Origin of the sequence: Burkholderia cepacia (assembly GCF_001718835.1) — a bacterium.
Lineage (GTDB): Bacteria > Pseudomonadota > Gammaproteobacteria > Burkholderiales > Burkholderiaceae > Burkholderia > Burkholderia cepacia_F.
This window is the reverse complement of the sequence record NZ_CP013443.1, coordinates 386,463-401,989: the sequence shown is the minus strand read 5'-3', so window position 1 is coordinate 401,989 and position 15,527 is coordinate 386,463. Positions and strand designations below refer to the sequence as shown.

Annotated in this window: 15 protein-coding genes; 2 read left to right on the top strand and 13 right to left on the bottom strand. The window is 68.8% G+C overall.

Annotated features, from left to right (window positions below; translation table 11 throughout):
* Window positions 1-13 precede the first annotated feature (13 nt).
* From WT26_RS05170 to WT26_RS05120, 11 genes are all read right to left on the bottom strand, one after another.
* Window positions 14-1,099 carry a sn-glycerol-3-phosphate import ATP-binding protein UgpC gene (locus WT26_RS05170; RefSeq protein ID WP_042977269.1) on the bottom strand — a complete coding sequence of 362 codons (1,086 nt, stop codon included), beginning with the start codon at window positions 1,097-1,099 and terminating at the stop codon, window positions 14-16.
* Between the two features lie 32 nt (window positions 1,100-1,131).
* Entirely contained in the window at window positions 1,132-1,977 is an 846-nt protein-coding gene (ugpE, locus tag WT26_RS05165; protein WP_027788562.1) for a sn-glycerol-3-phosphate ABC transporter permease UgpE, read from the bottom strand.
* Window positions 1,974-2,882 carry a sn-glycerol-3-phosphate ABC transporter permease UgpA gene (gene ugpA, locus WT26_RS05160; protein ID WP_069272315.1) on the bottom strand — a complete coding sequence of 303 codons (909 nt, stop codon included), beginning with the start codon at window positions 2,880-2,882 and terminating at the stop codon, window positions 1,974-1,976. The genes ugpE and ugpA overlap by 4 nt, the downstream gene beginning before the upstream one ends.
* 97 nt (window positions 2,883-2,979) lie before the next feature.
* The gene (gene ugpB, locus WT26_RS05155; RefSeq protein WP_059522265.1) at window positions 2,980-4,314 is read right to left on the bottom strand and encodes a sn-glycerol-3-phosphate ABC transporter substrate-binding protein UgpB; all 1,335 of its coding nucleotides are present in this window, start codon (window positions 4,312-4,314) and stop codon (window positions 2,980-2,982) included.
* Between the two features lie 89 nt (window positions 4,315-4,403).
* The gene (locus WT26_RS05150) at window positions 4,404-5,612 is read right to left on the bottom strand and encodes a deoxyguanosinetriphosphate triphosphohydrolase (protein ID WP_059522264.1); all 1,209 of its coding nucleotides are present in this window, start codon (window positions 5,610-5,612) and stop codon (window positions 4,404-4,406) included.
* A 41-nt stretch (window positions 5,613-5,653) separates the two neighbouring features.
* A complete protein-coding gene (aroB, locus tag WT26_RS05145) occupies window positions 5,654-6,733 on the bottom strand; it encodes a 3-dehydroquinate synthase (RefSeq protein WP_027788565.1) in 1,080 nt (359 codons plus the stop codon).
* On the bottom strand, window positions 6,730-7,284 hold the full coding sequence (gene aroK / locus WT26_RS05140) for a shikimate kinase AroK (protein ID WP_027788566.1): 555 nt from the start codon (window positions 7,282-7,284) through the stop codon (window positions 6,730-6,732). Before aroK ends, aroB begins: the two co-directional genes overlap by 4 nt.
* Before the next feature lie 40 nt (window positions 7,285-7,324).
* A complete protein-coding gene (locus WT26_RS05135) occupies window positions 7,325-8,950 on the bottom strand; it encodes a type IV pilus secretin PilQ (protein ID WP_231130457.1) in 1,626 nt (541 codons plus the stop codon).
* A 5-nt stretch (window positions 8,951-8,955) separates the two neighbouring features.
* Window positions 8,956-9,837, bottom strand: a complete 882-nt coding sequence (locus tag WT26_RS05130) for a pilus assembly protein (RefSeq protein ID WP_069272313.1) — start codon at window positions 9,835-9,837, stop codon at window positions 8,956-8,958.
* A complete protein-coding gene (locus tag WT26_RS05125; RefSeq protein ID WP_060020025.1) occupies window positions 9,834-10,487 on the bottom strand; it encodes a hypothetical protein in 654 nt (217 codons plus the stop codon). Before WT26_RS05125 ends, WT26_RS05130 begins: the two co-directional genes overlap by 4 nt.
* Complete coding sequence (locus WT26_RS05120; RefSeq protein WP_069272312.1) at window positions 10,484-11,410, bottom strand: competence protein ComA; 927 nt, start codon at window positions 11,408-11,410, stop codon at window positions 10,484-10,486. The genes WT26_RS05125 and WT26_RS05120 overlap by 4 nt, the downstream gene beginning before the upstream one ends.
* A 218-nt stretch (window positions 11,411-11,628) precedes the next feature.
* Between WT26_RS05120 and WT26_RS05115 the strand changes: the two genes are divergently transcribed.
* A complete protein-coding gene (locus WT26_RS05115; protein WP_069272311.1) occupies window positions 11,629-14,022 on the top strand; it encodes a penicillin-binding protein 1A in 2,394 nt (797 codons plus the stop codon).
* A 79-nt stretch (window positions 14,023-14,101) separates the two neighbouring features.
* Here the strand turns inward: WT26_RS05115 and cyaY are convergent, their stop codons facing one another.
* Complete coding sequence (gene cyaY / locus WT26_RS05110) at window positions 14,102-14,428, bottom strand: iron donor protein CyaY (RefSeq protein ID WP_021161744.1); 327 nt, start codon at window positions 14,426-14,428, stop codon at window positions 14,102-14,104.
* Between the two features lie 36 nt (window positions 14,429-14,464).
* Between cyaY and lptM the strand changes: the two genes are divergently transcribed.
* Entirely contained in the window at window positions 14,465-14,746 is a 282-nt protein-coding gene (gene lptM, locus WT26_RS05105; RefSeq protein ID WP_069272310.1) for an LPS translocon maturation chaperone LptM, read from the top strand.
* Window positions 14,747-14,839: 93 nt separating this feature from the next.
* Here the strand turns inward: lptM and msrQ are convergent, their stop codons facing one another.
* Window positions 14,840-15,511, bottom strand: a complete 672-nt coding sequence (gene msrQ / locus WT26_RS05100) for a protein-methionine-sulfoxide reductase heme-binding subunit MsrQ (RefSeq protein ID WP_069272309.1) — start codon at window positions 15,509-15,511, stop codon at window positions 14,840-14,842.
* Window positions 15,512-15,527 lie beyond the last annotated feature (16 nt).

The following is a 15,527-nucleotide window of genomic DNA, read 5'->3' as shown; positions in this document are numbered from 1 at the left end:
AGGTGCAGCAGGTTCAGCCGGCACGCTTGCCGGTCTCCGGATCGAAGAAATGCAGCCGGTGTGCGGGCAGTGCGGCGGCCAGCGCCGTGCCGCGCGCGGGGCGGTCCGCGTGCGGCAGGCGCACCGCGACGTCGTGGTTGCCCCAGCGGCCGTGCGCGAGGTTGTCCGCGCCAAGCAGCTCGCACGAGTCGACCGGCAGCGTCGCCTGCGCGACGCCCGGTTGCGGTGTCATGTGCTCCGGACGCACGCCGAGCACCCAGTCGCGCCCGGTGGCGATCTCCGCGCCGATGCCGGGCGAACCCGCGACCGGCAGCGCGGGGCCGCCGCCCGCGACCGTAAACGTCGCGCCGTCGTCCGACAGCCGGCCGTGCATCAGGTTCATCGCGGGCGAGCCGATGAAGCCCGCGACGAACACCGTTGCCGGCTTCTCGTACACGTCGACCGGCGCGCCGATCTGCTCCGCGTAGCCGCGGTTCATCACGATCACGCGCTGCGCGAGCGTCATCGCCTCGATCTGGTCGTGCGTCACGTAGACGCTCGTCGTCGCGAGCCGCGCATGCAGCCGCTGGATCTCGAGCCGCATCTGCACGCGCAATTTCGCGTCGAGGTTCGACAACGGCTCGTCGAACAGGAACACCGACGGCTCGCGCACGATCGCGCGCCCCATCGCGACGCGCTGCCGCTGGCCGCCCGACAGCTCGCGCGGGCGCCGCGCGAGCAGCGGCTCGAGTTCGAGGATCTTCGCGGCCGCCGCCACCCGCGAGTCGATCGTCGCGCGCTCGATCCCGCGGATCTTCAGCCCGTAGCCCATGTTCTGCGCGACCGTCATGTGCGGATACAGCGCATAGTTCTGGAACACCATCGCGATGTCGCGATCCTTCGGCTCCAGCGTGTTGACGACGCGCTCGCCGATCGCGATCTCGCCGTCCGTCACCGTCTCGAGCCCCGCGATCATCCGCAGCAACGTCGACTTGCCGCAGCCCGACGGGCCGACCAGCACGATGAATTCGCCGTCGGCGATCTCCACGTCGATGCCATGCAGCACGTGCTGCTTGCCGTCGTAGGATTTCCTGACGCCCTTCAAGCTCAGCGCAGCCATACCTGGTCCTTCTCCCGGTTATCGTCGGTTGTTCATTTCTCGGAATCGACGAGGCCGCGCACGAACCAGCGCTGCATCGCCAGCACGACGACGAGCGGCGGAATCATCGCCAGCAGCGTCGCCGCCATCACGTATTGCCATTCGGTCGCGGCGTCGCCGCTCGCGATCATCATCTTGATGCCCACCACCGCCGTCGACAGCGATGCCTCCGTCGTGATCAGGATCGGCCACAGATACTGGCTCCAGCCGTAGATGAACGTGATCACGAACAGCGCCGCGATGCTCGTTTTCGACAGCGGCAGCACGACGTCCCAGAAGAAGCGCATCGGCCCCGCGCCGTCGATGCGCGCGGCGTCCATCAGTTCGTCGGGCAGCGTCATGAAGAACTGCCGGAACAGGAACGTCGCGGTGGCCGACGCGATCAGCGGCAGCGTCAGCCCGGCGTAGGTGTTCGTCAGATGCAGCGTCGACACGACCTGCACGGTCGGGAAGATCCGCACTTCAACCGGCAGCATCAGCGTGACGAAGATCAGCCAGAACGCCGTGTTGCGGAACGGGAAGCGGAAATAGACGATCGCGTACGCGGACAGGATCGACACCGCGATCTTGCCGACCGAGATGCCGAGCGCCATCGCGAAGCTGTTGACGAGCAGGCGGCCGAACGGCGCCGTCGCGGCGCCGCTGCCGTGGCCCCAGATATAGGCGATGTTCTCGAACAGGTGCGTGCTCGGCACGAGCGACAGCGGCACCGTGAGCACTTCCTGCGCACTCATCGTCGCCGCACAGAACGCGACGTAGACGGGGAACACGATCAGCACGACGCCCGCGATCAGCACCGCGTGGCAGAACAGGTCGAAACCCTTGCGATTCTCGATCATGCGTATTGCACCCTGCGTTCGACGAAACGGAACTGGATCACCGTGAGCCCGACGACGATGATCATCAGCACGACCGACTGCGCGCCGGAGCTGCCGATGTCGAGCCCCTGGAAGCCTTCCGCGTAGATCTTGTAGATCAGCGTCTTCGTGCTCTGCGCCGGGCCGCCGCCGGTGGCCGCGTCGATCACCGGGAACGTGTCGAAGAACGAATAGACGAGGTTGACGACCAGCAGGAAGAAACTGGTGGGCGACAGCAGCGGCAGCACGAGATTGAAGAAGCGGCGCACCGGCCCCGCGCCGTCGATCGCCGCCGCCTCGATCAGCGAACGCGGTATCGCCTGCAGGCCCGCGTAGAAGAACAGGAAGTTGTAGCTCACCTGCTTCCACACCGACGCGAGCACGACGAGGAACATCGCCTGCCCGCCGTTCAGCGCGTGGTTCCAGACGATGCCGCCCTTCGCGAGCGCATAGGTGATCAGGCCGATGCTCGGATTGAACAGGAACGCCCACAGTACGGCGGCGATCGTCGGCGCGACCGCGTACGGCCAGATCAACAGCGTGCGGTATGTGCGCGCGCCACGGGTCGCGCGGTCGGCGCACGCGGCGAGCAGCAGCGACACGACGAGCCCGCTCACCGTGACGAGCGTGCTGAACACGAGCGTCGTGCGGAACGAATCGAGATACAACGGATCGGCGAACAGGTGCGTGAAGTTCGCGAAGCCGACGAATTCGCTCGACGTGCCGAACGCGTCCTGCATCTGCGTCGACTGCCACAGCGCGACGCCGGCCGGCCACAGGAAGAACACGGCGGTGATCGCGAGCTGCGGCGCGATCAGCAGGTACGGCAGCAGGCTCGTGCCGAAACGGGAACGGGAACGGGAACGGGAACGGGAACGGGATTGCATCGCGGATATCCGGTCAGGCGAAACGGAAAGGAAACCGCGCCGCCGGCCGGCCCGCGCGCTTGCGCGGCGCGGCCGGCGGCACGAACGCGATGCGCGCTCAGCTGCCCGACTTCTCGAAGCGGCGCAGCAGCTCGTCGCCGCGCGAGGCCGCCGAATCGAGCGCGTCCTTCGGCGATTTCTTCTGCGCCCAGACCTGCTCGAACTCCTCGTCGACGACCGTACGGATCTGCGGCATGTTGCCCAGGCGCAGCCCCTTCGTGTACGGCAGCGGCGGCTTGTTTAGCATCTGCTTGATCGCGGTTTCGGCGCTCGGGTTCTTCGCGTAGAAGCCCTGTTCGCGCGTCAGGTCGTATGCCGCCTTGGTGACCGGCAGGTAGCCCGTGTCCTGGTGCCACTTCGCGGCGACGGCCGGCGAGGCGAGAAACGCGAGGAATTTCGCGACGCCCTTGTAGGTCGCCGGATCCTTGCCCGCCAGCACCCACAGGCTCGCGCCGCCGATGATCGCGTTCTGCGGCGCGCCCTTCACGTTCGCGTCGTACGGCATCATGCCCGTGCCGAAGCTGAACTTCGCGAACTTCTGCAGGTTCGCGAGCGCGCCCGACGACGTCGTCATGATCCCGCAGTCGCCGCTGTAGAACTTCGCCGATGCTTCGTCCTTGCGGCCCGCGTACGTGAACGTGCCGTCCTTCGCCATCTGCTGCAGGAACGACACGTGCGCGATCTGCTGCGGCTTGTTGAATTCGAGCACGGCGTCCGTCCCGTCGAAGCCGTTATTGCGGCTCGCGAACGGCAGTGCATGCCACGCGCTGTAGTTTTCGAGCTGGATCCAGCCCTGCCAGCCGGTCGTGAAGCCGCACGCCATCCCCGACTTGCGCAGTTTCTCGGCATCGTCCTTCACGTCGGCCCACGTCTTCGGCGGCTGGTTCGGATCGAGCCCGGCCTTCTTGAACGCGTCCTTGTTGTAGTACAGCACCGGCGTCGAGCTGTTGAACGGCATCGACACGAGATGGCCCGTCTTCGCGTCGCTGTAGTAGCTCGCGATGGTCGGCACGAACGCCTTTTCGTCGAGCGGCACGCCGGCCTGCCTGAACACGTCGTAGACAGGCACGACGGCCTTCTTCGCCTGCATCATCGTGGCCGTGCCGACTTCATAGACCTGGAGGATCGCCGGCGCATTGCCGCTGCGGTAGGCCGCGATGCCGGCCGCGAGCGCCTGGTCGTAGGTGCCCTTGAAGACCGGCACGATCTTGTAGTCGCTCTGCGACGCGTTGAACTGGTCGGCGATCGCGTTGACCCGCTCGCCGAGCGCGGCCTCCATCGCATGCCAGAACTGGATTTCCGTCGCGGCGAGCGCCGCGTGCTGCACGCCGAACAGCAGCGCGCCGCCGAGCGCGATCGAACGCACCATGGTCCCCGCAGGCTTCTTCTTCATCGACCTCCTCCTATGAAAACGTTACCAACAGCGTGTGCAACATTCCCGTCGCCATTGAACCGGCGAAGTCTAGTGATCGTTTGTGACAGTCAGTTGTCGCCGATGACGAACAGGCGCTGATACTCCTTCAGCGCGAAGCGGTCGGTCATGCCGGCGATGTAGTGCGCGACGAGGCGCGGCTGCTGCGCGGCGTCGTCGGACTGGTACGGCGGCGGCAGCAGGCGCGGATCGTCGATGAACGCATCGAACAGCCCGGTGACGACGCGCTGCGCCTTGCTCGCCATGCGCATCACCTTGTAGTGACGATAGAGGTTCTTGAAGAGAAAACGCTTGAGGGCGGCCGCCTGGGCGGCAACGGATTCGCTGTGCGCCACGAGCGGCGGCGCCGCGCGCACGTCGTCGAGCGACGCGGGCGCGACGCGCGCGAGATTGCGCGTCGTTTCGTCGATCAGGTCGACGATCAGCGTGTTGATGATGCGGCGCACCGTCTCGTGCACGAGACGGCGGCCTTCGAGGTGCGGGAACTCGGCGAGCGCCGCCTCGTAGTGGCGCTGCCACAGCTCGACTTCCGCAAGCTGCCCGATCGTGATCAGGCCGGAACGCAGGCCGTCGTCGACGTCGTGGTTGTTGTACGCGATCTCGTCCGCGATATTGGCAAGCTGCGCTTCGAGCGACGGCTGGCGGCCCTGCAGGAAGCGCTCGCCGAGCGCACCGAGCTTGCGCGCATTCTCGCGCGAGCAGTGCTTCAGAATGCCTTCGCGCGTCTCGAAGCACAGGTTCAGCCCGTTGAACGCACCGTAGTGCTCCTCGAGCTCGTCGACGACGGCCAGGCTCTGCAGGTTGTGCTCGAAGCCGCCATGCTCGCGCATGCAGGCGTTCAGCGCGTCCTGCCCGGCATGGCCGAACGGCGTATGGCCGAGATCGTGCGCGAGCGAGATCGCCTCGACGAGATCCTCGTTCAGGCGCAGGTTGCGCGCGACCGAGCGGGCGATCTGCGCGACTTCGAGGCTGTGCGTGAGACGCGTGCGGAACAGGTCGCCTTCGTGATTGACGAAGACTTGCGTCTTGTATTCGAGCCGGCGAAACGCGGTCGAATGGACGATGCGGTCGCGGTCGCGCTGGAATTCGGTGCGCGCCGCCGGTGGTGTTTCCGGATGGCGGCGGCCGCGCGACTGCGATGCGTGTGCCGCATACGGAGCGAGATGGGCTTCCAGCGCCGCCAGTGTCGGCGGCTCGGCCACCGGCGCAGCGGATACGCGGCCGGCTTCGGGCAGTGTGCTGCTGGATGTCTCGCTCACGTCTCCTCCATGTCAGGGGCGCCGGGGCATCCGGGCCGCCGTCAGCGCGTCGTCTGCGCCAGTGTAGCGAATACGGCTTCGTCCGGCGCCTGCGTGATCAGCGTATCGCCGAATCGCTTCAGCAGGATGAACTTGATCGCGCCGGCCTCCGCCTTCTTGTCGACGCGCATCAGGTCCATGTAGCGCGCGTCGCCGAGCGCGGGCCCGCGGGTCGGCAGGTGCGCGGCCGCGATCACCGCATCGAGGCGCTGCCGCGACGCTTCGTCGAGCAGGCCGAGCCGCACCGACAGGTCGCCCGCCATCACCATCCCGCAGCCGACCGCCTCGCCGTGCAGCCACTCGCCGTAGCCGAGCCCGGCCTCGATCGCATGACCGAACGTGTGGCCGAAGTTCAGGATCGCGCGCAGGCCGCCTTCGCGTTCGTCGGCCGCCACCACGCTCGCCTTGATCTCGCACGAACGCTTCACCGCGTGCGCGAGCGCGGCCGGGTCGCGACGGTTCAGCGCGTCGACGTTTGCCTCGATCCAGTCGAAGAATGCCGCATCGGCGATCGCGCCGGTCTTGATGATCTCGGCGACACCGGCCGCCAGTTCGCGGTCGGGCAGCGTCGTCAGCGCGCCGATGTCCGCGATCACGGCCTGCGGCTGGTAGAACGCGCCGATCATGTTCTTGCCGAGCGGGTGGTTGATGCCCGTCTTGCCGCCGACCGACGAATCGACCTGCGACAGCAGCGTCGTCGGCACCTGGATGAACGGCACGCCGCGCATGTAGCACGCGGCCGCAAAGCCCGTCATGTCGCCGATCACGCCGCCGCCGAGCGCGACGAGCGTCGTCTTGCGGTCCGCGCGGTCGGTCAGCAGACCGTCGAAGATCAGGTTCAGCGTCTCCCAGTTCTTGTACGCCTCGCCGTCGGGCAGCACGACCGTCGACACGCGCTTGCCGAGCGGCGCAAGCGCCGCGCGCAGCGCGTCGCCGTAGAGCGGATCGACCGTCGTGTTCGTGACGATCGTGACGGAAGAACCCTTGATGTGAGGTGCGAACAGCTCCGCGCGGCCGATCAGGCCGGCGCCAATGTGAATCGGATAGGCGCGGTCGCCCAGATCGACGTTGACAGTAATCATGCTTGTAGCGGCTTGGCGATGACGCCCGCCAGTTCGAGTTGCATCAGCACCATGTTGACGAGACCGTTGACCGACGGACGGCCGGTCTCGATGACGAAATCCGCGCATTCGCGGTACAGCGGGTCGCGCACTTCATACAGCGCTTCGAGGCGCCCCTTCGGGTCTTCGGTCTGCAGCAACGGGCGGTTCTTGTCCTTGCGCGTGCGCAGCCACAGGTCGTGCGGGTTCGCGCGCAGGTAGACGACGATGCCGTTGCTTTTCAGGCAGTCGCGATTTTCCGGGCGCAGCACCGCGCCGCCGCCCGTCGCGAGCACGATGTTCTCGCGCTGCGTGAGATCGGCGATGACCTGCGTTTCGCGATCGCGAAACCCGGCCTCGCCCTCCAGCTCGAAGATCACCGGAATGCGTGCGCCCGTACGGGCCTCGATTTCGTGGTCGGAGTCGAAGAACGTCCTGTCGAGACGACGCGCGACCGCACGGCCCACGGTGGTCTTACCCGCTCCCATAAGGCCGACGAAAAATACGTTTGCATGTGGGTCCCGCGCTTGCAACGGCTTCCTCTGCTTCAATCTTGCTGGTGTGTGGCGCAGCTTACTGGCAAAGCGGCTGCCTTGTCGAGCCTGCGCCGGCGGCTTCAGGCCCCGTTTTTTCGGCATCTGCGCTGCCCATGCCGCGTGCATCGCAGCGCGCGTCGACGACGGTCGGCGTAATGAAGACGACCAGTTCGCTGCGCTGGTCGCGTTGCGCGCGATGACGGAAAAGCGCGCCCAGAATCGGTATTTTGCCCAAGAGCGGCACGCGCGTCACATCGTTCCGGTTCAGTTGCTCATAGATCCCGCCGATCGCGACCGTCCCGCCGTTCTCGACCTCGACGCGCGTCTGTACGTGCTTCGTATGAATCGCCGGGCCGGCCGCCGTCGGCTCGCCGACGCTGTCCTTCGTCACGTCCAGGTCGAGCACGACGCGCCCGTCCGGCGTGATCTGCGGCTCGACCTCGAGCTTGAGCGTCGCCCGGCGGAATTGAACGCCGCTCACGCCATTGCCCACCTTCGCCTGGTACGGCAGTTCCGACCCCTGTTCGACGATGGCCTTGACGCGATCGGCGGTCACCACGCGCGGGCTCGAAACGATCTGGCCCCGCCCCTGCGCCTCGAGCGCGCTCAGTTCGACGTCGAGCACACGGCTGAGCGGCGCGGCAAACAGCGTGAAGCCGGCGGTCGCCGCTTCGAATCCGCCGAGCGGCCGCCCGGCAAGGTCGAGCGCGTTGCGCGTCCCTGCGGTGAAGGCGGCGCCGTCGGCCGCCGCCGCCCGCTCCCGGGCGCGCAATGCGAGGCGGGCGCCGAGATTGCGCGAAAAGCCCTGCTCGCCCTCGACGATGCGGGCCTCGATCCGGACCTGCCGCGACGGCCGGTCGATCGCATCGATCAGGCTCGCGATCTGGTCGAGACGCGGCGCGAGATCAGTGACGAACAGCAGGTTCGTACGCGGATCCGCCGCCGCGGCGCCGCGCTTCGACAGCAGGCGCTGGCCGGTCGCGCCGGCCAGCAGCCGTTGCACGTCCGGCGCGCGCGGATAGTGGAGCACGAAGGTGCGGCTGGCCAGCGGCTCGAGATCCGCCGCCCGCGCGTGCGCCTCGAAGCGTTCGCGCTCGCGCGCGGCCAGTTCGGCGGCCGGCGTGACCCATATCACGTTACCCCGCCGTGACATCGCGAGCCCGTGCGTGTCGAGCAGCGTGTCGAAGGCATCGCGCCAGCGGACATTGTTCAGACGTAACGTGACCGTGCCGCGCACCTGCTCGCCGACGACGATATTGAGTCCGGTGAAGCGCGCGAATGCGTCGAACGCGGCGGCCAGGCTGACGCCGTGCAGGTTCAGCGAGATCCGCCGGTCGTCGTCCGCATCGCCGGGCCGGCGCGCGGCGTCGCTCATGCGCACCGGCGGCGGCAGCGGGACCGGTGGGCCTTCCAGGGCGGGCGCCGTCGCTGCGATCGTCGCGGGCGCGGCGCGCGGCGGCGTCGGCTCCGGCCCCGCTGGCGGCTCGGCTGGCAACGGCGCGTGCTCCATGCCGGCGAAGGCGCCCTGCGGCAGCGGCACGTCAGGCACATCCGGCCCGTCGGCGCGCCACGCCGCTGCCGGCCACACGCGCGGCAGCGGCGGCAACGCGCCCGACGCCGCGGCAGCGTACAACCCGATCCAGACAACTGCCGCTCTCAGCATGCTTCTCACCATTGCATGCCCTCGTCATCGAGCCCCATCCTGCGCGGCCCGTTCCTCGTCGCCAGCGTCACCGCGTCCGCCTCGACCCGCACCACGCGCATCGCCCCGACCGCCTCGCCGGCCGCCACGGCGGTAATGGCCCCGGCGCCGTCGTCGAACAGCGCGAGGCCGGTGCGCGCGTCGCGCATCACGCCGGCGAGCCGGGGCGGCAAGGTGTCGCCCATTCCCGGCTCGTCTCCGATGCCGAACGGATCCGCGTCCTGCGAAGCCACGGCGATCGGTCGGTCGCCGTATGCCGCGCGACCGACCGGCATCGCGGGAAATACGTCGAGCGACAGCCCGACGCGCGCGGCCCGCCCGGCGCGCTCGGCGCGCTCGGCGCTTATCGCCGTCGGCACGACCAGCACCGGCAACGTCGCCAGGGCGCCGACCATCCGCCGCAGCGCCGGAAAGCCGCCATCCGCGACGATGCGCACCGTGCGCCGCACGTCCTGCCGGGCGCCCGGCTCGGGCTGCGGCTCGAACGAGACGACCCGCAGCCCGCTCGACGCGGCGCGATCGGCCAGCTCCAGCATCAGCGCCGGCCAGCCGGGTGCCGCCGGCTCGCCGCGGCCGTCGTCGGTCCTGGCGGGCGCCGCGCGATGCATCGCGGCCTGCGCCAGCGCGCGCTCGGCCTCGGCAGCGCGCGCCCTGGCGGCATCCAGGGACGCGCGGCTGCGGGCGAGGCCGCTCCAGTCCGCGGCGGCCGAGAGGTGAACGCCGCCCGCCAGCACCATGCCGAACGCGAGCAGGCAGCCTGCGACGTGCGACGCAACCGGCAGCGCGCGCCGCGTCGCGCCGTTTCTCCCGCCGTCGCCGCTCCCGAATCGATACGCAAGCGCCGTCATGTCCGCTCCCCCTGCCCGGCGTCGCGGGGCGGTCCGTCGTGCCAGCGCAGTTGCACCGAGAACCGGAACGGCATCCGCGTCGCGCCCGCCGGCTCCGCCGGGGCCGGCTTCAGCGCGTCGACGTCGACGCGCCACCCGTGCTGCTCGCGCGCGATGCGGTCGAGCCACCGCGCCGCGGCCCGATAACTCGCGGCCCGCGCGTCGAGCACCGCGCCGGACGCCGTCATGCGCAACGCTTCCAGCCCGATGCCGTCATCGCGAACCCGCGCCACCAACACGAGCAGTTCGGTGGCCCGCCGGTAAGGCGCCGCCAGCGCCGCAGCCTGCGCGTCGCGCTGTGCGGCGGCGGCGACCATCCGCGCGGCACGCGCCGCCGCGTCCACCCGGGGCTGTTGCCTCGACAGCCGCGCCTCGACGACAGCACGTTCGGCATCGGTTCGCATGCGCAGCCACGCCGCCCCGCCCGTCCATGCGCCGACGCCCAGGATGCCGAGCAGGATCGCTGCGCCGCATTGCGCGGCCCGGCGCCGACGCATGGCCCGCGCGAGGCGGTCGCGATATGGCAGCAGGTTGAATCCGTCGAGGTCGAGCCACGCGAACGCGGCCGCCGGCTTCTGCGGCGCCCCCGGCAACACGGTCGGCGAGCTCATTCCCACACTCCGCGCAACGCCAGCCCGAAGGCAACCGCGAATGCCGGCCCGCCGACGGAACCGGCCGGCGCCGCGGACGCTTCGCCGCCCCAACGCGCGCACTCGAACGGCATCGCGCTCGCGCCGAGCAGGTCGCCGATCTCGGCGACGGACGTGCCGAACCGCGCGAGACAGCGCTCGTCGCCGCCGACGAGCGCACAGCGGGCCGGCCGGCGCACCCGCGCGCGCAATACGTCGGGCAGCGCCGCATGCGCGCGATCCGGAAACGTGAACTGCGACACGGCCTCCCCGCCTTCCAGCCACCAGCCGCGCACGCCCGCATCGCCGAACCAGAGCGCGAGGCATGGCTCGCTTGCCTCCGATTCGCGCAGCGCGGCAAAACGCAACGCCCGCAGCGCCGCGATCGATTCGCCGTCGACCGCCGTCAGATCGACACCAGCCACAGCGGCCGCGTCGACCCGCCGCTGCAGCGCGGCCTGCGGCGCGGCGGCGATTGCGATCTCGCCGGGCCGCGTACCGCCGTCGTGCCGCCAGTCGAATGCGAGACTGTCCGGCGCCAGCCCGGAGATGCGTTCCGCGGCCTGGCGCGCGGCATCGGGGATGTCGTTGCGCCCGGCCAGGTCGAGCGTCGCCGTGTGCATCTCGTCGTCCCGCAGCGCCATCACGCCGCGTGCGTCGCACCGCACCCCGCGCGCCGCCAGACGCGACACGGCCGCGGCCAGCGCACGCGCGACCGCCGCCCAGCGAACCTCGTCGGGCCCGTCGGACAGCCCGTGCGGCTCCGTCTCGAGCCCTTCGACGCGCACGTCCGCGCCGCGCCCGCGCCGGCTCAGCACGACCACCCTCACCTCGTCCGCACCGACGTCGATCCCTGTCGCCGTGCGCCTGCCCATCTCGAATCGCACCGCCCATCGTCCGTCCATCCCAGCCTCCCGCCGTCGCTGCGGCCCCTGCCGCAATCCCAGGCTCGCATTCTGGCGAGCGGCACGCGCGGCCGGCAGTCGGCCGAACGGCCAACGCCGCGAAACGCATGCGCCAGCGCGCTATGCTGGAGGGGCGGCAACCCGCGGCCGCGCGACGGGTGCTCGCCCGTCAGGACCGGTCTTACCGGGCAGCTATAATCGCGGGACTGTTTTCCGGTATGCCTATGCAATCCACGACTCCTACGTCCCCGCCTCCCGCCCCGGAGCCGAAGAAGCGGCCTTGGTGGCTGAAAATCCTGATCGGCCTCGTGACGGTGTGCGTGGCGCTCGTCGTGGCCGGCGGCCTCGTGCTCGGCTACGCGCTCGTCGTCGCGTGGCCGAACATGCCGTCGCTGGACGCGCTGACCGACTATCGCCCGAAGGTGCCGCTGCGCATCTATACGTCCGATCACGTGCTGATCGGCGAATTCGGCGAAGAGCGCCGCGACGTCGTCCATTTCAAGGACGTGCCCGACTCGCTGAAGAAGGCGATCCTCGCGATCGAGGACGCGCGGTTCTACGATCACGGCGGTGTCGACCTCACCGGCATCGTCCGCGCCGGCTTCGTCGCGCTGACGAACGGCCATGCGTCGCAGGGGGCGAGCACGATCACGATGCAGGTCGCGCGCAACTTCTTCCTGTCGAGCGAGAAGACCTACACGCGCAAGATCTACGAGATGCTGCTCGCGTACCGGATCGAGCGTGCGCTGACGAAGGATCAGATTCTCGAGGTCTACATGAATCAGATCTATCTCGGCCAGCGCGCATACGGCTTCGCGAGCGCCGCGCGGGTCTACTTCGGCAAGGACCTGAAGGACATCACGCTCGCCGAAGCGGCGATGCTCGCGGGGCTGCCGAAGGCGCCGTCCGCGTACAACCCGGTCGTGAACCCGAAGCGCGCGAAGGTGCGCCAGGAATACATCCTGCAACGGATGCTCGAGCTGAACTTCATCACGCGCGAGCAGTACGACGAGGCCGTCGCACAGCCGCTCGTCGTCAAGGGTCCGGGCCGCGATTTCAGCGTGCACGCCGAGTACGTCGCGGAAATGGTCCGACAAATGATGTACGCGCAGTACCGCGAGGAAACCTACACGCGCGGCTTCAACGTCGTCACGACGATCGACTCCGCGGACCAGCAGGTCGCGTACACCGCGCTGCGCAAGGGCATCATGGATTACGAACGCCGGCACGGCTATCGGGGGCCGGAAGGCTTCATCGAACTGCCGGCCGGCGCCGACGACCGCGAGCAGGCGATCGACGATGCGCTGCTCGAACACCCCGACAACGGCGAACTGATCGCCGCGGTCGTCACGGCCGCCACCCCGCGCCAGATCACGGTCGCGTTCATCGACGGCAGCAGTGCGACGATCGAAGGCGACAACCTGCGCTTCGCGTCGGGCGCGCTGTCGGCCAATGCGCAGCCGAATCGCCGCATCCGCCCGGGCGCGATCGTCCGTGTGGTGAAGAGCGATGCCGGCAAATGGTCGATCACGCAGTTGCCGCAGGTCGAGGGGGCGTTCCTGTCGATCGTCCCGCAGGACGGCGCGATCCGCTCGCTCGTCGGCGGCTTCGACTACAACAAGAACAAGTTCAACCACGTCACGCAGGCGTGGCGGCAGCCGGGTTCGTCGTTCAAGCCGTTCATCTATTCGGCGTCGCTCGACAAGGGTCTCGGGCCGGCAACGGTGATCAACGACGGTCCGCTGTATTTCAGCGCGGCCGAAACGGGCGGCCAGCCGTGGGAGCCGAAGAACTACGGCGGCGGCTTCGAAGGCCCGATGTCGATGCGCACCGCGCTGCAGCGTTCGCGCAACCTGGTGTCGATCCGGATCCTGAACCACATCGGCACGAAGTACGCGCAGCAGTACATCACGCGCTTCGGCTTCGACGCCGAACGCCATCCGGCGTACCTGCCGATGGCACTCGGCGCGGGCCAGGTCACGCCGCTGCAGATGGCGGGCGCGTACTCGGTATTCGCGAACGGCGGCTACCGCGTCAATCCGTACCTGATCGCCGAAGTCACCGATCCGAACGGCGCGATCGTCGTGCGCGCGCAGCCGCTCGTCGCCGAACAGAATGCGCCGCGCGCGATCGACGCGCGTAACGCGTACGTGATGAACAGCCTGCTGCAGAGCGTCGCGCAGCGCGGCACGGGCGCACGGACCAACGTGCTGAAGCGCACCGACCTCGCGGGCAAGACCGGCACGACGAACGACTCGCACGACGCGTGGTTCGCCGGCTACCAGCACACGCTCGCCGCGATCGCGTGGATCGGCTACGACAATCCGCGCAGCCTCGGCGATCGCGAAACGGGCGGCGGCCTGTCGCTGCCCGTCTGGATCGACTACATGGGTGCCGCGCTGAAGGGCGTGCCCGAGTTCAAGCCGACGGTGCCGGACGGCGTCGAATCGCTCGGCGGCGAGCTGTACTTCACCGAGTTCGCGCCGGGTCACGGCTTCGTGTCGACGGTCGGCGTACCGCAGGCGCCTGCCGCGCAGAACGTCGACGCGACCGTGCCGCACGTCGACGAGCAGGAAAAGCAGGACATCATGAACCTGTTCCAGGCGCACTGACCCTCGGCCCGGACACGAAAAAAGCGCCCCGCGGGGCGCTTTTTTCGTTGGATCACGCATCGGGGCCGGGCCCCGATCGTCATGCGCTGAACGTGATCGGCAGGCCGGCCTGCTGCGTCGCGTATTCGGTGAGCGCCGAGAAGAACTCGGTGCCCGTACGCGTATCGCGCCATGCGCCGTCGATGAACCGGTAATGGAAACCGCCGGCCTTCGCGGCGATCCACACTTCCTTCATCGGCGGCTGCAGGTTGACGATGATCTTCGAGCCGTTCTCGAACGTCAGCGTCAGGACGCTGCCGTTGCGCTCCAGATCGATGTCGTGATCGCCGTCGTTGGCGTCGTCGACGGTACGCTCGACGGCCGCCAGCACGGCCTCGGCACGGGTCAGGTATTCGGTATCGGACATGCTAAACTCTATCGGTTCAATTGTTCAGGGACGATCATGCGAGTCGTTTTCCGGATGAGCGCGATTGTAGCGGCTTTGGCGATTCTTGCCGGCTGCGGTCAAAGCGGCGCGCTCTATCTGCCCACCGTGCCGCCTCTTCCGCCGAAACCGGTCGACCAGCAGCAGGACACACCGCCGTCGGACGTGAAGCCGACCGATGAAAACGCGTCGTCCGACAGTGTGCCCGATTCGTCCGGCACGCCGCTCATGCTGTCGCCCGAATTGTCGAGCGGCGCCGTTGCACCGGCCCCCGCATCCGGCTCGGCCAGCCCGCAGTAACGCGGCGAGACAGCAACCACGCAACGGCGGCAAACAAGGCGATGACCACGCGGTCATCGCCTTTGTTGTTGGTGTGTCGCGATTCGCGGCCCGTCAACCCCGCACGCGCCGCCATCCCCATGCAACCAGCCGCCAGCCGAGCAGCACGGCGACGATCGCCGCATACAGCTTCGGCTGCGCGAGATCGTGCTTGCCGGCCCTCATCCACCAGAAGTGCAGCACGCCGAACAGCGCGATCGCGTAGATCGCGCTGTGCAGCGTCGCCCAGTGGCGGCCGAGCCGGCGCACCATCGCGCGCGGCGACGTTACCGCGAGCGGAATCAGCAGCACGAACGCGGCGAAACCGACCGTGATGAACGGGCGCTTGCCGACGTCCTTCAGGATCGCGACGACGTCGAACCACTTGTCGAACCACAGGTAAGTCGTGAAGTGCAGCGTCGCGTAGAAGAACGCGAACAGCCCGATCATCCGGCGAAAGCGCAGCAGCGTGACGAACCCCGTCATGCGCCGAAGCGGCGTGACGGCGAGCGTGACGCACAGCATCACGAGCGTCCAGAGGCCCGTCGAACGCGTGATGAACTCGATCGGATTCACGCCGAGCCGATCGGTCAGCCCGAACAGCACGACGCGCGCGAACGGAGTCAGGCCGGCCGCGAAGGCCAGCACCCTGGCAGGAGCGAGCCAGCGCGGCGGAGCGGCCCGGGCCCGGGCCTTGTCCGGCCGGAGCGCGGCGGCGGGCGCCGGCGCGAGCGTCGAAGCGGGCATGTCGTTTCTCATCGGT